15 protein-coding genes are annotated in these 25,805 nt (G+C 49.9%); 9 read left to right on the top strand and 6 right to left on the bottom strand.

Features of this window, described 5'->3' with window-relative positions:
- The 9 genes from BUB30_RS05770 to BUB30_RS05725 all read left to right on the top strand — a co-directional run bounded on the left by BUB30_RS05770 (position 1) and on the right by BUB30_RS05725 (position 18,668).
- A complete protein-coding gene (locus BUB30_RS05770) occupies positions 1 to 4,113 on the top strand; it encodes a carbohydrate binding domain-containing protein (protein ID WP_073131868.1) in 4,113 nt (1,370 codons plus the stop codon).
- A 9-nt stretch (positions 4,114 to 4,122) separates the two neighbouring features.
- Positions 4,123 to 6,009 (top strand): DUF6443 domain-containing protein, encoded by a 1,887-nt coding sequence (locus tag BUB30_RS34785; RefSeq protein WP_143164775.1) that lies wholly within the window; start codon positions 4,123 to 4,125, stop codon positions 6,007 to 6,009.
- A gap of 12 nt (positions 6,010 to 6,021) precedes the next feature.
- On the top strand, positions 6,022 to 13,200 hold the full coding sequence (locus BUB30_RS05760; protein WP_073131865.1) for an RHS repeat-associated core domain-containing protein: 7,179 nt from the start codon (positions 6,022 to 6,024) through the stop codon (positions 13,198 to 13,200).
- A gap of 8 nt (positions 13,201 to 13,208) precedes the next feature.
- Positions 13,209 to 13,760, top strand: a complete 552-nt coding sequence (locus BUB30_RS05755; protein WP_073131864.1) for a hypothetical protein — start codon at positions 13,209 to 13,211, stop codon at positions 13,758 to 13,760.
- A 281-nt stretch (positions 13,761 to 14,041) separates the two neighbouring features.
- Complete coding sequence (locus tag BUB30_RS05750; protein WP_073131862.1) at positions 14,042 to 14,410, top strand: hypothetical protein; 369 nt, start codon at positions 14,042 to 14,044, stop codon at positions 14,408 to 14,410.
- Between the two features lie 546 nt (positions 14,411 to 14,956).
- Positions 14,957 to 15,562 carry a hypothetical protein gene (locus tag BUB30_RS05740; RefSeq protein ID WP_073131859.1) on the top strand — a complete coding sequence of 202 codons (606 nt, stop codon included), beginning with the start codon at positions 14,957 to 14,959 and terminating at the stop codon, positions 15,560 to 15,562.
- A gap of 10 nt (positions 15,563 to 15,572) precedes the next feature.
- Complete coding sequence (locus BUB30_RS05735) at positions 15,573 to 16,055, top strand: hypothetical protein (RefSeq protein WP_073131858.1); 483 nt, start codon at positions 15,573 to 15,575, stop codon at positions 16,053 to 16,055.
- A 281-nt stretch (positions 16,056 to 16,336) separates the two neighbouring features.
- Positions 16,337 to 18,040, top strand: coding sequence for a GMC oxidoreductase (locus BUB30_RS05730; RefSeq protein WP_073131856.1), 1,704 nt, complete (start codon positions 16,337 to 16,339; stop codon positions 18,038 to 18,040).
- Between the two features lie 25 nt (positions 18,041 to 18,065).
- On the top strand, positions 18,066 to 18,668 hold the full coding sequence (locus tag BUB30_RS05725) for a gluconate 2-dehydrogenase subunit 3 family protein (RefSeq protein WP_073131854.1): 603 nt from the start codon (positions 18,066 to 18,068) through the stop codon (positions 18,666 to 18,668).
- Positions 18,669 to 18,812: 144 nt separating this feature from the next.
- Here BUB30_RS05725 and BUB30_RS05720 read toward each other — a convergent pair whose 3' ends face one another.
- The 6 genes from BUB30_RS05720 to BUB30_RS05690 all read right to left on the bottom strand — a co-directional run bounded on the left by BUB30_RS05720 (position 18,813) and on the right by BUB30_RS05690 (position 25,779).
- Positions 18,813 to 20,681, bottom strand: a complete 1,869-nt coding sequence (locus BUB30_RS05720; RefSeq protein WP_073131852.1) for a gamma-glutamyltransferase family protein — start codon at positions 20,679 to 20,681, stop codon at positions 18,813 to 18,815.
- Positions 20,682 to 21,098: 417 nt separating this feature from the next.
- Positions 21,099 to 21,992 carry an aldo/keto reductase gene (locus BUB30_RS05710; RefSeq protein ID WP_073131849.1) on the bottom strand — a complete coding sequence of 298 codons (894 nt, stop codon included), beginning with the start codon at positions 21,990 to 21,992 and terminating at the stop codon, positions 21,099 to 21,101.
- Positions 21,992 to 23,347 (bottom strand): amidohydrolase family protein, encoded by a 1,356-nt coding sequence (locus tag BUB30_RS05705; protein WP_073131848.1) that lies wholly within the window; start codon positions 23,345 to 23,347, stop codon positions 21,992 to 21,994. The genes BUB30_RS05710 and BUB30_RS05705 overlap by 1 nt, the downstream gene beginning before the upstream one ends.
- 391 nt (positions 23,348 to 23,738) lie before the next feature.
- Positions 23,739 to 24,128: an acyl-CoA thioesterase gene (locus tag BUB30_RS05700; protein ID WP_073131846.1), complete on the bottom strand. Its 390-nt coding sequence runs from the start codon at positions 24,126 to 24,128 to the stop codon at positions 23,739 to 23,741.
- A 23-nt stretch (positions 24,129 to 24,151) separates the two neighbouring features.
- The gene (gene lgt, locus BUB30_RS05695) at positions 24,152 to 24,976 is read right to left on the bottom strand and encodes a prolipoprotein diacylglyceryl transferase (RefSeq protein ID WP_073131845.1); all 825 of its coding nucleotides are present in this window, start codon (positions 24,974 to 24,976) and stop codon (positions 24,152 to 24,154) included.
- A 32-nt stretch (positions 24,977 to 25,008) separates the two neighbouring features.
- Positions 25,009 to 25,779, bottom strand: a complete 771-nt coding sequence (locus BUB30_RS05690; protein ID WP_073131844.1) for a hypothetical protein — start codon at positions 25,777 to 25,779, stop codon at positions 25,009 to 25,011.
- Positions 25,780 to 25,805: the final 26 nt, after the last annotated feature.

The raw sequence follows: 25,805 nt of genomic DNA, 5'->3' as shown, positions 1-25,805 counted from the left end.
ATGGGTACCACAAACGTTGCCGATGTAGAGATTTTAATGATAAGCAATATGATAATTAGTGTAATGAAGAGAGGGACTGTTGCTCTCCTTCTAGCGTTTGTATCAATTCAACTCGTTTTTGCACAAAACGAAGATCCAGCGGCTCAATTCAAGACAAAGATCTTTCCTCCGTCACCGGAGGCGGCCTCTTTAGGAAAGTACGGGGACTACCCAGTTTCATTAAGCAATGGTCTGACGAACATTTCCGTACCGCTTTACGAGATCAATACCGGTAAGATCAAGTTGCCGATATCGTTCAGCTACCATCAGTCCGGTGTAAAGGCTTACGATATTTCTTCTGCTGTTGGCCTTGGCTGGAGTTTAAGCGCCAATTACTCCATCAGCAGGGTAATAAAGGGCCACCCGGATGAAGCTACCTACGGGATATTGAATAATCCTCTCCCGCAGCCAGACGACCCGGGGGAACATTACTCATGCTTCATCGCAAACTTAGCCAGACCAAATCATGCGGTTGATGGACAGCCTGATATTTTCTATCTTAATCTGGGAGGATTCAATGGAAAGTTTCTTTTTAAAACCGGGGCAGATCCCAGTGTGCCTTACGAAATTGTCACCATTCCCTACTCGCTGTTAAAAATAAAAGTCAATTCCGATTTTACAGAATTTTCCATAACCGATGTTGACGGCACCAGTTACATCTTCGGTAAAGTGGAAACCACCAGAGTCATGACGGAGGACGGCCAGCATTCTAACGGCCCTTCGGCTTGGTATATTACTTCCATAGTCTCGGCCGACAAATCGGACGTCATGACCTTTACATATACTGAACCTTCATTGGTGGTAACATCTCAAAGTAGTACCGCCCTGTCGGTGAAGAAGGACAGCGAGCTAAGCTTGGCAGGATGCCTGAGCTATTCACATAGCAGCGCGACAACCTATCATATGAGCGTTCTAGTTAAAGACATTACCTTTAGAAATGGGAAAGTTAGCTTTGACTACACTCCTGACAGGGAAGACCTGTCCAATGCTCAACGGCTGAGGACAATAAAAATATTTCAAGGTAAAGATGACGCCTTGATCGAGAAAAAGAGGTTTACCCTTTCGCAAACCTATTTCAGGGCTGCGGGTGGCCAGACAAGTCAGGTGGAAAGCGTTTTGATTCGTCTGGGGCAGGTGGATGAAAAAAATAAACGACTTAGACTTGATGCCTTATATGAACAAGGGTTTGGGGATGGCGTCACAGTGACGAAGCCGCCCTATACATTTACATATGAGAAAGGTGACCATCTGCCAGCGTATGGCACAACTGCCCAGGACTTTATGGGCTACTACAACGGCGCGCACGATAATACAAATCTACTTTTCTATGACTATGGCGTAGGCGAACTGGGCCCTGAAGTAAGTCAGTCTCACGGGGCCAATCGTAAAACCAATTCTAGCTATATAGACGCCGGTATTTTAACGCGAATTGATTTCCCTACCGGGGGGTATACTGTTTTTGAAGTCGAGCCGAATCAGGTGAATTATCAGGCAACCGTAACCGAGCCTGGCGTTGTAGCAGATAGCCACACAATAACAAGCAGAGACTTAACTGTTAATCACGTAACGTTCACAATAACTCTGCCCGCGGGCGCCGATGCTAACACGCTGACGGGCTATCTGTCATGTTCGCTAGTCAACAATCTAAAGGATCAGTATGGCAACGATGCACCAAAAATATCCACCAGCGTCACACTTCTCGATGAGACAACGGGTCAATTGGCCAACATTATTCCTCAGAGAGGAGGCTACTTGCAGTCGGCGATGTATGGGCTGCCTGCCGAATTGAAGGGGTTTACGGCAAAAGATGAGCTTGTTCTATTTCCTAATCATACGTACACGCTTTCTTATGGCACGAGCGTTCCGGTTACTAATAATTTTCTCTATACCACGGTTTCCTGGCAGGCGAACAACGGAACTGTTACTAGAAACATAAATGACACTTACTATACCGGAGGGCTAAGAATTAAATCGATCACTAAAAACGACGGCGAGGGCAACATTGTCAAGAAAAAGTATGCCTATACCAAATGGTACTATAACTCCAATCTTTTCAAGGGCGATGTGGGCCAGATGGCCGATCAGTTCAAGGGCAGATGCAAGGTTTTTGTGCCAGTGGATACGAGAAACGCAGCCTATTGGTATGATGTCTATGGCGAAAACATTACGTTCGAGTTAGGGTCGTCCACCAATACCACCGCTTCTTACGAAGAGGTGGAGGAATATCAAGTCGATCTGCAAGACAAGCCACTTGGAAAGACAGTTACCACGTTTAATAACGCTGTGGATCAAATCTCCAGTTGGTCACCCTATTTCAGATCCGACGAGGAGTGGCGAAGGGGTCAGGTTCTAAATCAGAAAACTTGTAAGTTTAATCCCTCCAGCCCTGCCAATCCCTACACAACAATAAAGGAGGTCACCAATGTGTATGAAAATAAATTGTTATTTGGAATCGAATACGTCTTTGCCGTAGTGTTCGAGAATGTGGATCCCGCCGTTGTACAATTGATGTTCAAAGAATGCGGTGTGCCTGTCGGCTATGTTTACAAGGTGGGTAATATTTCACAAAACATATTTAAAGGGGACCTGGTAAAAAGCACGACAACAGAATACGATCAGAACGGTGACAACGGAAAGAGTACGGAATTGCAGTTTGTTTATGATCAGACGAAGCATCGTCAATTGATACGCACTATCTCGCAGACGAGTGATAACCGGTGGCTCACAACAAACCTGAAATATTCCCCGGACTTTGCGGTGTCGCCTTGTGACGAGCAGACCTGTTTCACATCCTTTAATGCTGCGATTGATGCTTTGCTGGTGGAGAAAAAGAGTTGTGAGCTGCAAAATTATAACGATTATTTAAGTCATAGAGCCGAAGCCAATGCAATAGAGAATGTGATTAAACTTCAATATGATTCAGACTGGGAATATTGTGACACATTGGTCCCAGTCGTAGGAGATATTTGCAAAAGTGATGCTACAGACCGTTACTACAAGAGCTTAGAGAACAACGTCCAATTAAAAGCGGAAAACGCTCTTGCCGACGCAGCCTTTGACGCGTACTTGCAATGCGCCGCCACATTCCATACGGCTGTGCTGAATGCTATCCCCGCTTTCAATTCCTGCAGAGCGAATTACACATCGTGTACCACGTCGTTTTTGACCAGTGCCGCCAGCGATAGAGACAAGGGCTTGTTGCTGCTCCAGCTAAATAATGTAGTTAGCCCGGTTGTGGAGAGTAATGGCGGGTTTATGGAAGGCAGTGTTACCGGAACGGAATACACCACCTTTGGAGTTCGCACTGATTTTAAGCCCGCAACGTCCGGAGGAGTAGCGGTGCCGGATATGATCTGGAGGTTCGATGCGTCGGCAAAAGTTGCGAAAAGCGTGGTTGACGCTAATGCAGTTTCGTATTATCGCAAAATCGGTTCCTTTCCAAAGTATGACAATCGAAACAACTTGGCACAGCGTTCAAAGGATAGCGATGTGATCAGTAGTTATATCTGGGATTATGATGCACAGTATCCCATAGCAGAAGCCATCAATGCAACCGTGGACGACATTGCCTTTACTTCTTTTGAAGCCGATGGCACCGGTAATTGGGTAATCCCCAGTTCCGTAAGATATAATGAAGCACGAACGGGAATGAAATGCTACGATATCGTCAATGGTTCGATCCGTAAAAATGGACTGGTCCAGGGGCGTAACTATGTGGTGAGCTTTTGGGCTAAGACTAATAGTAATATTCTCGTGAACGGTACAGCAGCCTCTGCCTCGGGACCGGTGATTGGGGACTGGCAGTATTACGACATGAAAATCACAGGAAGTACAACCGTCACTGACATTGTCATTTCCGGAACGGGATACATTGATGAACTCCGCTTGGCACCAGCCAATGCGCTAATGACGACCTATACCTATGAACCCTTGGTGGGCATCCGGTCGGTTACCGATGCCAACAATCAATCCGTTTTTTACGAGTATGATGCATTGCAGCGGTTAAAATTGGTTCGCGACTCAAAGTTGAACCCCTTAAAGACTTACACCTATCACTACGCTGGCCAGAATTGATTTATGGTTATGAAAACATTATTTAAGCTTACCCTATGTCTTGCCCTCGTTTTTCAACTTGGCCAGGCGTACGCGCAATGCAACTTTGATGGAACGTTAACGATGACCTCCGGTTGCAACGGAAATAATACAGTCACGCTTCGAATTTGTGCGGCGCCATATCCTGGGCAATTTGATACGTATCAACTCGTCGGTACCAACCAAACTTATGTGGGTACGTATGGTGCGGTCGGCGGCGCTTGCAGCGTGATGGTGACGTGGCGCGGGGTTGCAGATGGGACATATACGTATAAGCTCAATACCAACGCCCCTTGCAGCAATCACACCGTAACGGTCACCAGCGTTCCGGCGACAGGTGCTATTACTTTAAATGCTTCCCGTTCGCCTCAGATCTGTCAGGGAGAGTCGATAACACTCACTGCGGCAGGAGGAACAGACTATCATTGGTCCAGCAGCGCGGGCGATTCGTGGAATGGTGGCACCTCCATTTCGGTTTCGCCCCAGGTCTCAACCACCTATACGGTAACAGGAACCCCTTTTGGATGCAGTGCGCCCGGAAGTGAGACAAAGAGCATACCCGTTTCGGTTACCCCCACGGTAGGGCCAGTGGCCATCACTTCCGGAACATACGAACGTTGCCAGGGCGCTGGCCAGAGTACTTTCGTGGGATCAACAGCAACAAACGCGTTAACGTATGGCTGGACATTGTCGCCTGAAGAAGCTGGATCGATTACAGCCGGTGGCGTGGCGACCTGGTCCGCGTCATTTTCGGGTACCGCTTCCGTTACCTACACTGCCAATGGTTGTGGAACATCCTCCGATACGAAGTCCGTGACCATCGACCCACCACCGAGCGCGACATTGTCGCCCAGCGGTGTGGTTCAAGTTCCCCTGGGTACATTTCAAACTGATTTGACCGCGCCGCTTAATAGCACATATACCTACAAATGGAGCTCGGATGCTGTCGACTACTCTTGGGTTACCGGGAATGTATTTACGGCCAAGGAATCCGGTTTGTATAAAGTGAAGATAACAACGCCACAAGGTTGTTCGGCCACTTCTGCCGCGACGAGAGTGATCATTTCGAAAGACCGGAATTACATCATCGAGCGAAATGTTCAGATCGACAAAAAAACAAACGGACAACCTGTTGAAGAGGCTGATGTGCCTTTGCTCGCTATCGGTGCCAAAACCGAGAACTATACTTTTTTTGATGGCATCGGCCGGCCTCAGCAAACGGTGGCAACGGGTGCTTCCCCAGGCCACATGGATGCGGTGCAACCCATAGCATATGATGTGTATGGCCGGGAAACCGTAAAATATCTGCCCTATACTTCGGCACAGAGCCCCGGCTGGTTCAAGGAAAATGCGTTGGGTACGGGGGGCGATTATGCCGGATCGGAGCAATATGATTTTTATCAACAACCGAATTCGACGATCGCACAAGATGAACCTTATGCGAAAACTACGGTGGAGATCAGTCCCCTGAACCGGGTTCTAAAGCAAGGCGCTCCTGGCGCGGCATGGCAACCAAACAATGATGACTATAGCCTGGAGGACAAGACAATAAAAAAAGGCTATTGGAATAACGCCCCCGAAGAGGTGCTATTTTTTACATACGACCTTCAAGCTGATATTTTGAGCGCAGGCGATGCGCCGTCATTTGACTACTATGACGCGAATACCCTTACGGCAAACAAAACGACGGATGAAAATAAAAACGAGGTTATTGAATTCATAGACAAACAAGGACGCACCGTTTGCAAAAAAGTGCAGTCAGGAACACAGAACGGTGTAAAGCAATATGCCTGCACCTACTACATCTACGATGACAAGGACCAGCTCATTTTAGTCCTTCCTCCCGAAGCCATCGTCGAGATCCTGAAACAACATTAATCGTTTACCGAGATGAAAAGAACGTTACATATTTTCCTGGCGTGCATTAGCCTAACGCTGTTTGGAACACTCCAAGCCCAAACTTTATATCCGATCCAATGGATCAACGTAGCAGGAGCGACGGTGAACGCCGACAACACTTTGACGAAAGTAGGCGCCAATGGCTGGACCAGTGGTGCGGCGTCCAGCAATTTATTGTATGCTGGTGTAGACGGCTCCGTGCAATTTACATACACAGGACCATCCACCGCGTATTACATGGTTGGCCTTTCACGAACCGACAAGGATGTGAATTACAATTCCATTGAATATGGTATCGCCTATAGCAACGGAGTGATCAGCGTGATCCAATCGGGCGCGAGTGTTTCCTATGGAGCACCTCAGGCAAACGAAGTGTTTAAAGTGGTTCGCACCGGGAACACGATTTATTATTATCGAAGCTCGTCGGCCACACCCATGACCACAACCACGTTGTCCAATATATACAATAGCACTTTCCGCGTCGACGTGTCCGTGTATAGCGGCACTATGCCCGCGGTGCAAGCCAGCTTTGATGTTGCGCTCAACATATCAGCCTCGGTAACCCCCGTAAGTTACGGCGGAATAAATGGAGGTATTTCCCTGTCGGTCACACAGGGCACGGCCCCCTACACGTATTCATGGAACACCGGCGAAACTACCAGCACCATCACTGGTAAAACCGTCGGCCCCTATACGGCTACTGTTACCGACGCGGTGGGGCATGTTACTACCAAAACGGTTTCCATCGGCTACAAACCCAACTGGACCAACCTCGTGGGAGGCGTTGCGGTGGATGTGAACAAGAACCTCGTGAAGACTGGTGCCAACGCCTGGGATGCTGGTGCGTCATCGTACAACATTTTGCCCAGGACGACGACCAATGGCTGGATCGAGTTTGCCTGGACAAGTTCACAACTGTATGAGATCGGCCTTTCCCGCCGGGACCCGGACGTGCTGACATCTTCACTGGAATACGGCTTCTACATTACCAACGGCGACATCGACATTTTCGAACTGGGTACGAACCTGGGTACATTCGGTCGCGCTGCCTCGGGCGACATCTTCCGCATTGTCAAGAATGGTGCGGCAGTGGAATATTATCACAACGGCATGTTGTTGCGCAGCGTGACGTATGCTACTCTCGATGCCGATTTTTTGGTAGACGTATCCGTCTATCACAACGGAACGGCGGTGCCCGCCATCTATACTTCCTTTGATTCGCGCCTCACGATCAAGAAAACAATTACGCCCGTTCAAAGTGCGTCCGCAGGGGGCTCAATTCAGGTAACCCCTAGCGGCGGCATGCCGCCGTATACCTATAGCTGGGACGTTGGGGGCAATACGGATCAGGTTACAAACAAGCCAGCCGGTAGCTACAAGGTCACCGTCACGGATGCTGAGGGCAGAACGGGCCTTTTTAATATCGGTCTAGGCTATGAAATCGACTGGACGTATCTCAATGCGGCCACGGTCCAGGTCTTGTCGAACGGGTCTATTCAACGATACTCAGCGACAAGCGCTTGGGACGGCGGGGCCAGCAGTTTAAATATGTTGTTGCCCAATACCGATGGCTGGGTAGAATTTGAAATAGAGCGAGCCACCGGAAGTTATTTTGAAATAGGCCTTTCCACGGGTGATATCAACTATTCTTATACCGGTACCGACAATGGCATTATGGCTAATTCTGATGGTAATGTTTACTTCTTCAAGAAGTCGGCTAACCAAGGTGCGATCGGGTTAAATAGGGCGACCGATGTGTACAGAATAGCACGCGAGACTACCGGTCCGAACACAGCCAGTCTGAACATTTACCGGAATGGGGTAGTGGCATACACCACGGCGATCGGCACGTCGATTCCTCAAGTAGTGGACGTGACGGTGCTGCAGGGAAAGACACCGGTGATCTACAGTTCGTTCGACACGCGTTTGCGCGTGCTCCCCACCATCAGGCCGCTCGACGCCAACGGCAACAACGCATCCATCGGGTTAACGGTCACAGGGGGCACCGCACCCAGTACAATAACCTGGTCACCAACCGAATCGGGGCCGGTATTGAGCGGAAAAGATATGGGACAATATACGGCCACCATTACCGACCATGCAGGACGAACGCTCACTCGATCCTACCGCACGGGATATCCCATTGAATGGGGTAGCCTGGTGAATGCATCTCGTGAAAGCAGTTATAGTCTCAGAAAATCCTCAACGAACGTTGGATGGGATGCCGGCGCGTTTTCGCACAACACGCTTGCCGCCAATACTGCTGGCTGGATTGAATTTGTTGCACCACCGGTATTCGGCAACATTTTGTGGGCGGTGGGTCTGTCGGCCACGAATGCAAACGCTTCGTTTGCCAGCATCGCGTACGCATTCGTATTTGGTTCGTCGGGTAACACGGTGTACATCTATGAAAATGGGACCTACAAAGCCAGTGCCGGGTACTGGTTCGCCGGCGACGTTTTCACCATCACACGCACCCAAGGCGGTGCGATGGCCTATTTCGTTAATGGTCAGCAGGTATACACGAGCGCAACGGTCAATACCCAAAATTTGTTTGTCGATGCCGCCATCTACTCGCCTGGCATGACCATTCCGACCGTGGTGGGATCCTTCAAAAGAGAACTTACCACCGTCGATCAAACGATCCGTAACAACTGGGCGTTCGAATATCGCTACGACGAGCGCCAGCGGATGATCGCCAAGAAAGTACCCGGCGCAGATTGGATATATATGGCATACGACAACCGCGACCGGCTGGTGCTGACACAGGACGGCAACCAAAGAGTCACCAACGAATGGTCATATACCAAGTATGATGTCTTGAATCGACCTATTACGACCGGGTTGTATAAGCATACAGGTAACGAGGCTACCCAGGCCGAGATGCAAGGCTATGTAAACACGCAGTACCAAACCTTGGCGTACTATGAAGACTATGACGGCACAACAACCCTTGGTTATACAACCAACAAGTCGTTTCCGGCTGCATCGACAACGCCGTTGACAGTGACCTACTATGACGATTACAAGTTCAAAGCGCTTTATAATGACCCCCGTTTCGATTTTGTGGCTGATCATTTGGATGGGCAATCCACCGCACCCAACGACCGCGTAATCGGCCAGGTCACCGGCGCGCAAGTGCGCAGCCTCAACGACGCGTATAACTGGATGGCGTCCGTTAACTATTACGACGACAAATACCGGGTCATCCAACGTGTAGAGGAAGACCACCGGGGCAAGATTTCCCGGCATACATCCACCTACGATTTCGTAGGGAAAGTAATCGAGACGAACAGCACCCAAGCACATGAATACGATGTGGTATGGAGAGCGGCCGGTTGCCGGATCGACAATATGAGCAACAAATTGATCTGCACCAGTGGCGCTTGGTCGGGCGGTGGCTCTTCGTTACAAGTATTGCCTGCCGCACAGGATGGCTGGGTGGAATATGTTTATGACGGAAGTTCGAGCAACGCCGTCGGGCTCTCGGCGACAGACGTCAACTACAATCAGACCTCAATTCAGTACGGTGCCTATAGCCTGTCAAGCGGCAAGCTTTATGCCCTGGGCAACGGCATCCTGGCGTTTCTGGGCGACATCCACAAGAGCGACGTCATTCGCATCGAGCGCGTTAAGGGCACGGTGTTGATGAAAGTGAACGGCACCTTATATTACACCTTTGCTACGGCCTCGACCACTTCACTTGTCGTGGATGTTTCGCTGGGCTCTGGAACCCTGGAACACGTCCAGACTTCATTTGGCGCCGATAAAACACAGTTCACGGGCATAAGCTGGCTGCTTTTCAAAGGTGTTTCCTGGGCAAACAATACCATCACCAAGACGGCCGGGAGCGGCTCATGGTCAAATGCAGCGACTACCTCGCAGAACGTGATGTCCGGTCCGGGTTGGATACAGTTCAAAGCCACAGAGACCAACACCAATCGATTTGTCGGCCTTTCATCGATATCGCCCATCGTCGACTATACCAACCTGGAGTATAGTTTTTATCTGGCCTCCGGCAGCGTTTTGCAGATTCGGGAAAACGATGTTGTTAAATACACTGGCACATTTGCTACCGGCGATGTATTGCGCATAGAAAGTACCGGTAGTGCCATAGTCTACTCAAAGAATGGACAGATCATTCCCATAGTGCCGCCGGCCCAGCCCTCTCCACCACCAACGAAAGCCTACCGGCTCGCAACGGTGTTGTCCAGCGGCACGGTGGGGGATGTAAGTGTTTCGTTCGGCGTTCCCCTGACCGAACAAAAGATCGACCTTTACAGCCGCTTTGAGTACGACCACGTCGGCCGCCCCCTCAAAGCATGGCAAAAAATCAACAGCGACCCGGAAGTATTACTCACGTCTAACGACTACAATGAGTTGGGACAACTGATTACCAAAAAACTTTATAACACCGATCCGAAGGAAACCGACGACAATGCCCGCCGGTTCAAACAAGAGGTAGACTACCGCTACAACATCCGCGGCTGGCTCACGCGCATCAACAACAGCGACCTGAAGCCCGACAACGGTGACGGACCTCAAGATCTTTTCGGTATGGAACTGGCCTACGAACAACCTATGACCAGCATCACGAACGAAAACCAGGTGGCCTTTAATGGCACTATCTCCGCCATCCGCTGGAGCAATAATCTTGGGCAAGGAGGTACCAACAATCCAACGCAACGCGCCTATCGCTATAGTTACGATCCCATGAACCGGCTCACCTCTGCAGATCATTTCGAGGGAACGCTAAGCGAGCAAGTCACCAACGGGCAGACCGTGCTGATCACCACATGGAATGCCTCGAATGCTTACAAGGAATCTATTATGGGCACGGGCGGCAAGAGCGGCTATGACCTGAACGGTAACATTCTCAAACTGCAGCGTACAGGCAAAGACGGCGCGAACATCGACATGCTCGACTACGACTACGGCTCGGATCTGCAACGCTCCAACAAGCTGTTGAATGTGGCAGATGCACCCAATACCGATGCCGATGTTAGAGACAAGGGCTTTAAAGACGGTGCCAGCACCGTCCTTGACTACAGCTATGACCTCAACGGTAACATGGTGAGCGACCTGAACAAAGATGTGCAAAGCATCACCTACAACTACCTGAACTTGCCGACACGCGTAAACAAGACCTCGGGAGAGTACATCAAATACATCTACGACGCCAACGGCCGCAAACTGACCCAGCAGGTATTCGATGCCAGCAACGTCATGATCAAGCGCAGCGACTATGTGGGTAGTCTTTTCCTGGAGAATGGCGAGTTGAAATTTATCAACCTTGCCGAAGGCCGCATCATTCCCGCTAAGGCGAAAACAGAAACGAACGAGTATCAATACCACCTGAAGGATCACCTGGGTAACATCCGCCTGACATTCACCACCAAGGATGAGACAGAGACCGTGTTGGCAACATTAGAACCCGACCATGTTGATGATGATCGCGCCAACTTCCTCTATTACGACGAAGCCATTCTGGTGAAAAACAATTGGTTTGATCACACGAATAATACACCGACCCCTGAGCACGACGACCCTGACGACAAAAAAGACACCGGATGGGGCGCCACCTCGGGTACGTCCACGCGTTTGACAGGCACCGACTATGACGGCGACGGTGTGAAGGATGATCAATATGGTCTTGCCCGCTCCATCAGCGTGATGCCGGGCGATGAGGTAAAGATGGAAGTCTATGCCAAGTATGTAGACTTGGCACAAGCCGACCCCAATGGCGCGTTCACAACCTTCATCCAATACCTCGCCACAGCCGGGGCAGCCACCACGGGAACGATCGTTGACGGCGGAGCCGCCGGTAGCCTGGGAGCGACTCCGATGCCCGTAATTCCCTTATCGCATGCCGACGACAACAATGGCACCCAAGCCCCCAAGGCTTACCTGAACTATATCTTCGTAGATCGCGATATGAACCGAATCTCTACTGATATCGGTTACAAACAAATCACCGAAGCAGCCAGGGAATCCGGACAAGATGGTCCACACGAATACCTGTCATTGTCCTTCCACGCAAAGCAGGCGGGATATTTGTATATTTATCTCAGCAACGACAATCCGCAGCCGGCGGAGGTCTATTTTGATGACTTTAAAGTGACGCAGACTAAATCGCCGGTCGTGCAGCAAGATGACTATTATCCGTTTGGACTTGTAGCTCAATCCTTTCAAAGGGAAAATAGCGTTACGCAAAACTATTTGTATAATGGAAAAGAAATGCAGGATGAGCTCAATCTTGGCGTGATAGATTATGGCGCTAGAATGTATATGCCTGATATAGGTCGATGGTTTGGTGTTGATTTAAAATCTGAGAAATATCACACTACTTCTCCTTACAATTACGTTCTTAATAATCCTGTTATTTTGGTCGATCCAGACGGAATGAAAGTGGAAGCTGTTGAAGGAGGCTACAGATACACAGAGGAGGATGCAAGGATGGCCTATGCTTTTACAGTACAAAATCAACATAAGAGAAATGTTTACATAGCTTTAGTTGAAAATGACGTCTTAAGAAAAAGTACGAACCGGCAAGCGAAGACTATTTACTACGGCCAATGGGCAGTTATGGCAGTTAAAACGGCAAAGGAAGCGGCTTTCCTTTTAACATTTCGAAATTCCAAAAGCCTTGATAATTTGGTGTACCAAGCTCACGGAGCAAGGCGCGTTGGAAAGGACCATGAAACTGCTTTCATGACGAGTATTGATTTTGACCCAAAGGATACGAAGTATGCAGTTACTGCAAGTCGCATTGATAAATACTTGAAAAATTGCGTAATAGATGAGGAAGTGGAGGCAATTGAAAATATAATGAGCAAAGTTAAGGATGACGGGAATGTTGTTTTTGAGTCATGCTTTACCGCAAGTGGAGATTCGGGGGATGAGATGTTGTCCAAGTTGCTCGAGTTGTCAGGAAGTAAAATCAATATTTCCTCAAGCGTAGACTTGTGTAGGCATTTTGATGGAACGAAAGTCCAAGGGGTGCCAAATTTTAACCAGGGCGTCTCAACGTATGGACCACTTCAGGACTCTAAGGACAATCCCAACGCCGGTTGGAAAATGATTCGGGCTTCCGATCATCATATTATTAAATATTCTGGAATTTCGGCATCGACTGTCTATGGAGAAAAACCTTTGACATTTGAGCCATAAGAGATTTTATGAACAGAATTATCTTGACTACGTTTTTTTTTATCTCCCTTATCGCCGCTTCTTGCAAGAGTCAGGCGCCGAGGCAAAAGGTTGATGGTGACCCCGAGATACAGGGCGTTAGTGAGGATCACGAGCTAGTATTCGAACAGGACGCCGCATCTATTTATGATAGCATTGCCCCCCCGCGCCTTCTTGCCGATAGCGTTTTGATTTATAAAGAACTAGCTAATCGTTTGAAATTTGCAAACCATTTGAAAGGGGATGGTGGGACTGACCTTGTTGAATGCTCCTTTGCGATAAATGAAAAGGGTGAGATCGAGTCAAAATTCTTTAGGTCATCAAAAAGCATCGACGCGAGTATGAGGACGATCACCGATGATTTATTAGATCAAATGAGAAACTGGGAGCCTGCTTATTATAAAACAGACCCAAAAAAGAAGATGAGAATCAGATTGAACATGTACTTTTTCTTTCATGAAAAGGAAATTTTGTTTAGGTTTTACGGTCCAGAGCGTTACTATATCTTGAAGAAGTCGTTCCAACGACCCATCTCCGAATAGGCAGAGCATCCGGTACACGGTATGGGCGAAACGTATTCTAAATCTAAGCTTTGTCTGTTGATTTATGTTTTTTGATTCAAATCGATAAGACCGCTCTGTAAGATGGTGCAAAAAGGGGAATTGGGAGTTCTATTGTGTTTGTCCTCTGCATGGTCTGTATATCTTGCCTATTATTCGCATGCAGGAATAGCAGGGCCGAGAATCCAGCAGACCTGTCAAATGGGTGCAGGTCGCATGAATTGTTAGACAGTAGCCACCACGCCAACTACTGCAATGGCTTTTTGTATAAAGAGCTGAATAAGAAAGATGTATTCGTGGTTTGGATTGGCGATTTTTATCTTAATTGGAGCGGTAGCAAAACCGATTTGGACGATACCCTGGTTTATGTGTTGAAATTAGAAGAAAACGAGGAAAGACAGTATAAATTTTGTTCTGATGTTGACTACCTGAATCTTACTTCGGGTGCTCTCTTGGAATTTAAAGGAGGCTCAAAGATAGATCCGGCTTTTTGCCGTCTTGACTCAGCGACGATCCGTGTCACGTTAACTATTGAAAAAGCTGATTTCGTCGCCGGCCATGACTCTATAACGTTATCGCATGAGTTCTTTTGGATAGATCTGAAACCGGAGCAACTACTTTCGAGGAAGTAATCTGCCATTCTGATCGATGAAACGATATCGAAAACTTACACGGACAGGCATTTACATCTTCATTGCCATCGGTGTAACGGCTGTTGCATTGATATTTAGTGGCTGGTATTTGCGGCTCAAGGGCGATGTGTATGGTAGGGAATACAACGAGAGCCGCATGAAGCAAGGGCAGCCTATCATTGAAGATTATTTCGTAAGGAAACCAAAGCGCAATGAGCATCTCACGGTTTGGTTTGACAGCACAGAATCTCATGTACATACGGATAAGTCTTACTTCACAACGACTACGGCGGACTATCGTACGAAACGGACTATTACAAACCAATTATTGACAGCAAATGGCTGCGAAAGCAGTTGGGTACAGCAGCGACCGAGCAACTGGAGTCATGGACTTTCAACAGGACTTATTATCCTGGCAAACCCGAACCGGCCTATGAGATCCGCTTTCGTTTAAAGGATGGACCAGATAGAACTGTAATAGTTAACCAACACATCGGAGATAGTTTGTTTCAAACTTTGAACTAGTCAGCATCAAAAAAACAGGGAATGAATGCGTCGACCGTAAATGAGATGAGAGGGAAGTATCTCGCCGCCGACTATAGTGGAGTGATTCAAGGCATCGAGGATTTATCTGATAAATTCAAATCGGATGAGATTTTAAATGATGACGATCTTGAAATTTTAGCCTTAGCATCTTTCAGCTATTTCAATACGGATGATTACGAGAATACTCTATTTTACGCAGTTAGATTGGTTAAGTATGTGATATCAAATCGTCGGTACGATGATAGTCGTAACCTATTTGAGAATTCTGTAATGATCGTCGTTGATTCATTGCTTCATAAGAAACGGGAGATTAAAGCCTATTTTTTTCTTAGAAAAACAGTTCGCTATGTACACAAGGATGGCGAAGTTGGGAGACGCGTAATGCAGCACTTCGATAGCATACGAAACAATATCGCAGAGAGGCTTGGCAACATGAGTCGGTATTTAGTCCTGATATTGGGGTTCATTTTAGTTGCACTACAGAAGTATTTTCACTTTTTGTCGCCCAAGGGCAATTTGTTAATGTCTGCTATTTTGGTTTTTTTAGTATTGTTCGGATGGAAATGGAATTATCTCCTGATACGGATTATTAGAAAAGCATTATGATTGATAACTCATGAAGATCAACTATAAAACAGTATTGTTGGTCGTCATCTCGAATTTTTTCGCCTTGAATGCCTTAGCGCAGGGTGCCTGGAACATCAAGTATCTGCCAATCGATTCGGTTAAAGAGTCTTTGGTAGGAAAAGCCGTGAGAGTTGATTTTAAGGCAAAGCCATCTGACCGGATTGAGGGAAAGGTCAGCGTACGTAGAATGCTTATCAGACGTGATACCGTTAGCTTGTCGATCGATGGTGTGTCTAGACGCTTCATAGAAAACTGGGCAATCTATGTGGATAGCGGAGTGCTTGGGGATCAAACATTAACAAGTATTGACAAGAGCAAAAAGATAATTATAAAGGAAATGTTTATGCAGGCTATTGGTAGTTCTTCAATTACCCTGCAGGTATTCGTCTATGCCTCTGGTGAAACCAACAAAGAAGTTAAAGAGATCACGATTGATAAAAAGGTGATACAAGGGATTCTTTCGACCTTATAATCTCGCGCCATATCAAGCCCGACCGAGGCATTCCTCAATTTTAACAATTGCGACGATCTCCAAGTAAACCGTTTTGTTCCTTTCAGAGAATTCGCACAGACGGACCTTTTGCGGCTTTGCGATGTCATCTGATTGAGTGTCAGTATTTTATTGATGATTTTTTCGTTTTAGATAGGCTCCGCTAGTCTTTCTAACCCCCGCACAATATTCTCTAACCACTCATATAATTTTCTTCCTAAATCGATTGAATAGTCTATTTTTAGGCAAACTTTCTATGGAGTATGAACCTGAATATCGACGCTGAGAAGCAGAATACTTTCGATGCCATCGTGGTGGGCACGGGTATCAGTGGCGGGTGGGCCGCAAAGGAGCTCACCGAAAAAGGATTGAAAACCCTGGTGTTGGAACGGGGTCGGATGGTGAAACACCCCGACTATCCCACGGCCACCAAAGACCCCTGGCAATTGCCCTACGCCGGCAAACCTACCCAGGAGGATCTGAAGCAGCAGGCCAAACAAGCCCGCACCGGCTACACCATCTCCCAAAGTACAAAACACTGGTTTGTAAACGACCTCGAAAACCCCTACACCGAAGTGAACCGCTTCGACTGGATGCGGGGCTACCACGTAGGCGGACGTTCCATCATGTGGGGCCGCCAAAGCTATCGCCTCAGCGACCTCGACTTCGAAGCCAACGCCAAAGATGGCATCGCAGTGGACTGGCCCCTGCGTTATAAAGAAATCGAACCCTGGTATGACTACGTCGAGTCCTTCATCGGCGTGAGTGGTCAGGTGGAAAACATACCCCAGTTGCCCGACGGCAAGTTCCTGCCTCCTATGGAGCTGAACTGCGTGGAGCGTGACCTCAAGAAATCGGTAAAAGATAAATTCGGCCGGCTCGTCACCATCGGCCGCGTGGCCCATGCAACGGCGCCGCTGCCGCATAGCCCGCAGCGCGGCACGTGTCAGTATAGAAACCTTTGCTCGCGTGGATGTCCGTATGGTGGATATTTTAGCAGCAACTCCTCTACGCTGCCCGCGGCAGAGAAGACCGGTCTTATGACACTACGCCCTAATTCTGTTGTACATGAACTGATCTACGACGAGAAGCAAGGCAAAGCCACCGGCGTAAAAGTGCTCGATGCTGAGACCGGCGAACAGGTAGAATACTTTGCTAAAGTGATCTTCCTTTGCGCGTCGACTTTCGGATCAGCTTTCATCATGCTGAACTCGATCTCTAACCGCTTCCCCAATGGTTTCGGTAACGACAGCGGCGAACTCGGCCACAACATTATGGACCACCATTTGAGCGTAGGTGCCCGTGCAGAAGTGGAAGGCTACGAAGACCAATATTACTTCGGACGTCGCGCCAATGGCTTCTACATCCCTCGCTACCGGAACTATGACGGCGAGAAGCGTGACTATATCCGTGGCTTTGGCTACCAGGGCAGCGCCAGCCGTCAGGGTTGGGCCGACCAGATAAAGGAATTGTCGCTGGGAGCAGCGCTGAAAGAGGCCGTGACCACACCCGGCAAATGGACCGTGGGCATGGGTGGCTTCGGCGAGATCTTGCCCAACCACGCCAACCACGTGGTCATCAACAAAGAAGTGAAAGACAAACACGGCCTGCCTACGCTCACGTTCGACGCCATCCTGCGCGAGAATGAATTGAAGATGCGCAAAGACATGGCCAATGACGCTGTGGAAATGCTCACTGCCGCAGGCTTCAAGAACGTGACGCCCTATGATCGCGAGATCGGTATCGGCCTTGGCATCCACGAGATGGGAACGGCCCGCATGGGTAAAGATCCAAAGACGTCTGTGCTGAATAAGTTCAACCAGGTGCACGCCTGCAAGAACGTGTTCGTCACCGACGGCTCGTTCATGGCCTCATCGGCTTGCCACAACCCTTCGCTGGGCTACATGGCTTTCACGGCGCGCGCTGTAGATCATGCCGTAAATGAATTGAAGAAGCAAAATATTTAAATCGAATCTGTAATCTGACAATACTATGGATCGTAGAGAAGCATTAAAGCGCACAGCCTGGATCATGGGCGGGGTAGTATCGGCCCCCACCATCATGGCTGTATTGAATGGCTGCGCCGCCAAACCCACCATCGACTGGAAGCCGGTGTTCCTCACCGAACCTCAAGGCTCCCTGGTTGCCACGGTGGCAGAGATCATTATTCCCAAGACCGACACTCCCGGTGCGAAAGATACGGGTGTGCCCGCCTTCATCGACCTGATGTTGAAAGACGCGTACGATCAGGAGACGCAAGACCATTACAACAAAGGGCTGAAGGAATTCGAGGAGGCTGCCGAAAAAGAATACGGTGATCCGTTCATCGAGTTGAAGCCGGAGCAACAGGCTGCCTTTGTGAAGAAGGTGCACGATGCTGCGGTAGAAGAAGAGAGAAATCGCAAGAAACCTGAACCGGGTAAGCCTGCGCCGAAGCGTTCGTTCATTCTTTTCACGAAAGAGCTGACGTTGTTGGGATTCTTTACTTCCCAACCCGGTGCTACGCAAGTGCTACAGTACGAAGCTGTGCCTGGCGCTTATAAAGGTTGTATTCCTTTGAAAGAAGCTGGAAATGGAAAGACCTGGGCTACCTAGTCTTTAGTCACAGGATAAAAAAATCATGCGCAGAGATGAAAGCTTCTTTTGTCTCTGCGCTTTTTTTGTGCAAAAAAAACTCCGGAAGTGATAAGCCTTGGTTTGCTTTTTCTTCCGGAGTTTGAAAGTTAAGATTCTCTATTGTTACCAGCCGATGCCGTAGTCCTCCCCGTGATTACTAGACCCACCCCAAAAGCTTCCATGCGTCCAGTCGATATAGATCGCATTGATGGGCCCCGACGTACGGTCATCAAAAGAAAGTTTATATCCCATCTCAAATAATTCCTTCCGCGTAAATTCAGGCGTAGCCGATTGCAGCAAGATCGCTCCTGGCTTTGGCTTGCGATCTTCACCGCCAAGCGACAGATACATTTGATAGGTGTTAATGTTCGGCGCTTCAGCAGCCTCTTGCACATTCATCCCAAACTCGACAACGTTGAGGAAGAACTGCAAAAGATTCTGATCCTGAGAGTCGCCGCCCTGCACAGCAAATGACAAATAAGGTTTGCCGTCTTTCAAAGCCATCGTCGGCGTGAGTGTTACGCGCGGTTGTTTGCCCGGAGCTACTACGTTGAAGGGATTCAGTTTTGGATCGGTCACGAAGCTTTGCATGCGTTGGCTCATGCCCACGCCGGTCTTGCCTGCAATACACGCCGGCAACCATCCGCCGCTAGGCGTGATCGACACTACCCAGCCTTCTTTGTCGGCTGCTTCCACAGACGTGGTGCCCAATAAAAATTGTTCGAGATAGCGATCGTCCAACGGCGACACGGGTTTGTTCAGGCTGGCTTGTCCCCATTGCTTCAGGTAGTCCTGGTAGGGGTTGATCTTGCCTTCGAAAGGGTAGGGATCGCCGGGGCCGGCCTTGGCGTCGTTCCTGTCCCAGCGAATGGTCTTGGCGCGTTCCTTGGCGTAGGCTTTCGAGAGCAGGCCTTGGATGGGCTCTTCGGGGGCAACCGCAGGATCGCCGTAATAAAAGTCGCGGTCGGCAAAAGCCAGGTTCATGGTTTGATAGAGCGTGTGGATGTAACGCGTGGAGTTGAAGCCCATCGCTTTCAGATCGAAGTTTTCGAGGATGTTCAGCGACTGCAGCAGGGCAGGACCTTGGGTCCACTGCGAGAGTTTGTAGACGTCGATGCCTTTGTAGTTTACTTTCAGGGGCTCTTCGGTTTTCACTTTCCAGTTGGCCAGGTCACTCGTAGTGATGAGGCCGCCTTGTTCTTGTGCACCGCGCACGAATTCTTTGGCGATGTCGCCCTTATAGAAGCGGTCGTAGGCAGCATAGATAGCTTCCTTCCGGGTCTTGCCTTTTTTCAAGGCTTGTTGTTCGGCGTCCACCATCTTCTTGAGCGTTTCCAGCAAGTCGGCCTGGCGGAAGATCTCGCCGGCGGCGGGGGCTTCGCGTTCCTGGCCCAGGTGGGGAAGGAAGACGGCTTTGGAATAGGGCCACTCTTTGATGCGGTCTTTGCCGCGCTCCATGCTGTTGGCGGTCTGGGCTTCGATGGGATAGCCTTCGGCCAGGGTCATGGCGGGAGCGAGGACATCCTTCAGGCTCATGGTGCCGTATTCGGCGAGCATCGTGCAGAGTCCACCGGGAGTGCCGGGGGTCACGGCGGCGAGGGGGCCGTATTCGGGAGGGAAGTTCATGCCCTTGCCTTTAAAGAATTCGGGGGTGGCGCCCGTGGGGGCGACGCCCAGCGCATTGATGCCGATCACTTTGCCGGTCTTGGGATTATAGATGAGGGCTTGCGTTTCTCCACCCCAGCTCAGCACATCCCACATGGTGCAGGTGGCGGCCAGCATGGAACAGGCGGCGTCTACGGCATTGCCGCCTTTTTGAAAGGTCATGGCACCGGCCGTAGCCGCGAGGGGTTTGCCGGTAATGGCCATCCAATGGCTGCCATGCAACACCGGTTTTTGCGTCCCACCCGGGCGCGCATTAAAGCTTTGAGCGTTTGTCTGCATTGTCGCACAGAGCGTTACGACAAAGACGATAGAAGCGATCTTTTTCATGGTGGTTTAGGATAATGAATAGAAAGATACGGGGAAGCTGTGACGAAAACAGACCGCTGGTCAAAAATGCTGGGGGTTGATGACGGAAACGAATGAATCCACTGTTCAACGGCCCCATCGCCTTTGTTGGTGTTCTTCACCAACAAAATTCGCTTCTACTCAACATTCCCGAAGCGACGGGAGCTAATGGCCATCAATGCCGCCACAGATTTCATAAGGGTGAATCATTTGGAGACACGCGCCATCAAATCTTGTTGGTGAAGAACACCAACAAGGGCGATGGGTAAATTTTGTTGCGACAAGGAGTATGATTCTTGAGAATGTTTGGTGGAAGCGAATCTTTGTTGGTGGGACACCAACAAAGGGGTGACTCCATTCTTTATGGATGAAGACAAAGGAGATGGCTGGTGGTCTGATTTAGCAGTGGTCTTGATAGGTATTCGCTGGGAGTACATTAAACGCATCCAATTCGCGCACCGAAAGGGGAAGGGTTGAGGCGGCTTCCAAGACATTCATCAACTGCTTTTCGGTTCGCATCCCGACCACGGCGGAGGCAACGGCATCCGGGGCCAGTGCGAAGTTTAGAGCAATTTCGGTGAGAGAACGTTTCGATTGGCTCACGTTTTTCATGACCTGCACCAACTTTGTCACGTCCTGTTCTGAATAATTGAGATAGGATTTAGCGGGTTTGTCGATCAGCAGTCCGCTGGCCAGGCTTCCGCGCACCAACACGCTGATGGAATGATTATTCAGCAACTTTAGGCACTCCTCTTCGGGGCGGCGGTCCAGCAAACTATACTGCATCATCACGCTCACGATGTTGGAGCGTTCTACGTATTCGCGGATCACATTCGGGCGGATGGAGGAGATTCCGTAATAGCGGATCTTTCCTTGGGAGACGAGCATCTCGAAGGCTTCGATCGTTTCATCGATCGGGTCGTTGATGGTGCCGCCGTGAAGTTGATAGAGGTCTATGTAGTCGGTGCGCAGGCGCTTCAGGCTTTGCGTTGCAGATCTTAGAATATGGTCCTTCGAGGGATTCCAGTCCAGCCCGCTGCCATCGGCTCTCCACACGTTTCCTGCCTTGGTGGCGATGATCACTTTGTCGCGGCGGCCGGCCAGCGCTTTGCCCACGGTGATCTCGTTCTGACCTTTGTTATAAATATCCGCGGTGTCGAAGTAGTTGATCCCTTCGTCGTGCGCGCGATGAAGGAGCTGCGCATTGGCGGCATCATCGCTCCCCAGCGACATGCAGCCAAAGCTTACTTCGCTCACGTTGAGATCGGAGGTGCCGAGTGGATTGTACTGCATTATTTTACGAGCTTTTTCAATCCGGCATCGATGTATTCTTTCGACAGCCATCGCCCGTTCAGCATAACGCCTTCTACGTTGCGGGTTTGCGAAATGTCTTTCAGGGGATTGCCGCTGATCAACACCAGGTCGGCGATGGCGCCTGGTTTGATCACGCCCGCGTTGGGTAGGTTTAGGTAGGTCGCCACATTCACGGTGCCCGTCTTCAACGCATCATACGGCGAAAGACCGCTGTCGACAATATAACGAAGCTCGTTGTGCGCGGAGAATCCGGGAACATTAAAAACCTGTGGCGCGTCACTGCCCAGCAACAATCCCACACCGGCAAGGTGACAGTCGCGAATGATGCGACGCCGTAGTGAGATGAGCTGCTCCACACCCGCTGCACTATAGCGCGGGTTGTTGAGCAGATTGTTCTTGGCTTCGACCCAGCTGTTGATCGTTTCTTGTTTTAAATATTTGTTTTCGGGATCGCCCTTGAATTTCTCCACCGTAAACCCCGGTGCAAACCAACGCTCGGCGAGCGACTGCGTGGGCACTACCCAGATGTGATGATCTTTTAGCCCTTTTGTAAGCCGCGGGATTTGGGTGGTGTCGGCACGGTTAGCGAGGTACAAGGCAAACAATCCGGCGTGTGTTTCGGGAATCGTGTCGATGCCGGGGACAAGGCCTTCTACAAAACCATCGAGGTGATCGATCGTGGAGTAGTCGGCATCAATGGCGCGCCAGATGCCTATGCCATAGGATACGTGGCCCACAAAAGGAATACCCACTTCTTTTGCTGTGGACACGATCGCCGGGAAAGTTTCCCTGTTAAGACCCGGGTGAAGTTTCAGAAAATCATAGCCTTCCTTCTTCTGACTTCGTACCATAGCTTCGGCTGCTTCGGGCGTCTTAACACTGAGGCCGTTGAAAGACGGACCGGTTGTATAAAAATGTGGGCCCAGCACTTCGCCGCTGTTGATCATGTCGCGCAGCACGAGGTGTTTGGGATGGCCCAGCATGCCGCGGATGGTAGTGATGCCGTTGGCGGCAAACAGGAAGAGCACTTCCTTCATCGGTTCCAGGTCGTCGATGGGTGGCACGTGGGCGTGCATTTCGGCCAGGCCTGGGATGAGGTATTTGCCTTTGGCTTCGATCACGAGCGCGTCTTTGCCGTATTTCGCCTTTGGGCCAAGCGCTGTGATGGTGCCGTTCTTGATGACGACGGTTTGATCGACAAGGATTTGTTCTTTGTCCATCGGCACGACGTTTACGTGGCGGATGACGATCTCGCGTTGGTGGGAGTCGACGAGCTGTTGGGCTTGGGTGAGGAGGGTGGGCACCCAAAGTAATAAGGAGAGGAATGTTTTCATGGCGGGGAAGGGTTTGGGTGAAGTTACGATGTGGGGGGCTGGAAAAAAATAGTGGGGTGATGGGTGGGATTTGGTGGGGATGAGGATGGGAATTGTGGGAATTGTTGGTGATGTTTTATCGGTTGTGTGAGGGAAAGGATTTTGTTAGTGGGACACCAACAAAAGGGTGTGGGGATGATTTTAATGTGGGGAGAAATTTTGTCGATGAGGGATATTAATGACGCCCACAATTTATGTGGGGTAAGGAAATTTGTTGGTGAAGAACACCAACAAAGGCGTAGATTTTAATGTGGGGAGAAATTTTGTTGATGAGGAATATTAATGACGCCCACAATTTATGTGGGGAAGGAAATTTGTTGGTGAAGAACCCCAACAAAGGCGGGTCGACGGGTTAGAGTAACCCCGTGATCTCATCAGACACCCGTGTGGGCCGCATCGCTTTGGCGTCCAGTAGGCACCAGGTGGTTTTGGCTTCGGCCAGGGTTTTGCCGCGGGCTTTGATGGTGACGAAGCGGTCGAAGCGGGCGCCGTGATATTCGCCGACCCAGGTGTAGCCGGTCACTTCGTCATTCAGGAAGGCGGGATTTTTGTAGTCTATTTCGTGGCGTAACACGACCCACGCGTATTTGGCTTTCAGTTCCGCGGATGCGAGCGCATGCCAGTGGGCGGCGGCCACTTCCTGGACCCAGCGTACGTATACTACGTTGTTCACGTGGCCCATCTCGTCGATGTCGGCGGGCGTGACCGTGAGGGGATGGGCAAAGGGGTGTTCAGCGGACATAATTTGTTTGTCGATCTATGGGGTCATGCGGCATCGCGGTGCAACGTGGGTGCCTTTTCCTTTTTTGTGCGGATGGCGATCAGGATGGCGATGCCGGCCAGCACGAAGGGGACGCTTAACCACTGGCCCATGTTGAGGATCATTCCCTCTTCAAATTCCACCTGGTTGATCTTGAAGAACTCGTCCACAAAGCGAAGACTGAAAAGAATGACGAGGAACCAGCCAAAAAGAAAACCGTTCTTTAATTGCTCACGGCGTTTATACCAGGTCCAGAATAGAAATACAAAAAGCAGGAAGCAATAAATGGCTTCATAGAGTTGGGCCGGGTGGCGTGGCACGTTGTCTACCGCTGTGAAGATAAAGGCCCAGGGTAATGTTGATGGAATGCCTACCATTTCGGAGTTGGTCAGGTTGCCCAGGCGGATGAGACACCCCAGGAGACACGTCGCAATGGCGACGCGATCCAGGATCCATAAATAGGGCACCTTTGTTTTGCGGGCAAACAGGTAGAGCCCGATGAGCACGCCGATACCCCCGCCGTGACTGGCCAGCCCACCTTCCCAGGTAGCGAAGATCTTCGATGGGTTTTCAAAATAGAAAACGGGATCATAAAACAACACGTGTCCCAACCGGGCGCCTAACAGCGTGGCTACGATGACGTAGATCGTCAGCGAATCCACGTCGCCGGAGGGCTTGCCTTCTTTGCGATAGATAAAAGACACGATAAGTTGACCTAACATAAATCCCAGCGCGAACAGCACGCCATACCAGCGCAGGGGAATGCCGAGAAAGGGAATCGTCGTGATGTCCGGGTTCATGTCCCAGACGATGTAGGTCAGTATGGTCATGGTTCAAAAATACATATTCTCCAGGGGTTCCGCTATTTTTTCCAACCCACCAGATACAACACCACCCCAGGCCCGGATTTTACCCGTTTGATCTCCCAGGCATACGTGTCTTTTCCGCGCACTTCATCGACCAGGGCCTGCATCTCGTCCACCGAATAGGTGCGGAGTGCCGAGACGATACCATCCCACCAAATGAACAGGGGAACGAGCGGCACGAGGTAAGTAAAAATGATCCTGCCCACACGAAACGGTCGGATAAACGGCGTGGTGATCAAAACCGTGATCGGCGAAAAGAACATCGCCAACAGGCTGGGCAAGCTTCGTTCCTGGGCCTCAAAGATGCCGATAGCGCTGCCGTTGTCGACGGCATTTTGGAGGATCTGCCGGGCTTGGTTGGGCGCGAAATGATGGAAGGACAGGAACTGGGTGCGCAAACCTGTAAGATCCCGCGGCACATCCCGTGCATCGACGGGATACCCGACATAGCGAAAGCAAGACAGTTTTTGCGCGGTGTGGCGGAAGGCATCCAGGTTGGGATAGAAATCGGTGAGGATGATCTTCAGGTTGGGTTGGGCGGCCACCAGGTGTTTACTCAGCCGCACCAGGCCCCCGCCACCTCCCGAGGCCAGGTCGACAATCGTGTTGGCCTTGCTTTGCGCCAGGGCTTTTTCAATGACTGGCACCACTGGCTTGAAGAAATCCGACGCATTGGCCAGGAATTGAAGGAAGTCGGTCATGTAGTTGCGAATAAACGCGGGAAACCAGGGAAAGTCCTCAAATTCGAAGGCCTGTATGCGGGGCATGGCTTTTTTTGGTTGACTAAAATAGC

This window comes from Chryseolinea serpens, assembly GCF_900129725.1.
Classification (GTDB): Bacteria; Bacteroidota; Bacteroidia; order Cytophagales; family Cyclobacteriaceae; genus Chryseolinea; species Chryseolinea serpens.
Note: the sequence above shows the minus strand (reverse complement) of the source record. Positions and strands in the feature narration are given on the sequence as shown.

Excerpts from the sequence above, each read along its gene's own strand:
- BUB30_RS05760 (WP_073131865.1), top strand. The coding sequence starts at position 6,022 with ATGAAAAGAACGTTACATATTTTCCTGGCGTGCATTAGCCTAACGCTG.
- BUB30_RS05740 (WP_073131859.1), top strand. The coding sequence starts at position 14,957 with ATGAATGCGTCGACCGTAAATGAGATGAGAGGGAAGTATCTCGCCGCC.
- BUB30_RS05770 (WP_073131868.1), top strand. The coding sequence starts at position 1 with ATGGGTACCACAAACGTTGCCGATGTAGAGATTTTAATGATAAGCAAT.
- BUB30_RS05690 (WP_073131844.1), bottom strand. The coding sequence starts at position 25,779 with ATGCCCCGCATACAGGCCTTCGAATTTGAGGACTTTCCCTGGTTTCCC.
- BUB30_RS05710 (WP_073131849.1), bottom strand. The coding sequence starts at position 21,992 with ATGCAGTACAATCCACTCGGCACCTCCGATCTCAACGTGAGCGAAGTA.
- BUB30_RS05720 (WP_073131852.1), bottom strand. The coding sequence starts at position 20,681 with ATGAAAAAGATCGCTTCTATCGTCTTTGTCGTAACGCTCTGTGCGACA.
- BUB30_RS05705 (WP_073131848.1), bottom strand. The coding sequence starts at position 23,347 with ATGAAAACATTCCTCTCCTTATTACTTTGGGTGCCCACCCTCCTCACC.
- BUB30_RS05725 (WP_073131854.1), top strand. The coding sequence starts at position 18,066 with ATGGATCGTAGAGAAGCATTAAAGCGCACAGCCTGGATCATGGGCGGG.
- BUB30_RS34785 (WP_143164775.1), top strand. The coding sequence starts at position 4,123 with ATGAAAACATTATTTAAGCTTACCCTATGTCTTGCCCTCGTTTTTCAA.
- lgt (WP_073131845.1), bottom strand. The coding sequence starts at position 24,976 with ATGACCATACTGACCTACATCGTCTGGGACATGAACCCGGACATCACG.
- BUB30_RS05730 (WP_073131856.1), top strand. The coding sequence starts at position 16,337 with ATGAACCTGAATATCGACGCTGAGAAGCAGAATACTTTCGATGCCATC.
- BUB30_RS05755 (WP_073131864.1), top strand. The coding sequence starts at position 13,209 with ATGAACAGAATTATCTTGACTACGTTTTTTTTTATCTCCCTTATCGCC.
- BUB30_RS05735 (WP_073131858.1), top strand. The coding sequence starts at position 15,573 with ATGAAGATCAACTATAAAACAGTATTGTTGGTCGTCATCTCGAATTTT.
- BUB30_RS05700 (WP_073131846.1), bottom strand. The coding sequence starts at position 24,128 with ATGTCCGCTGAACACCCCTTTGCCCATCCCCTCACGGTCACGCCCGCC.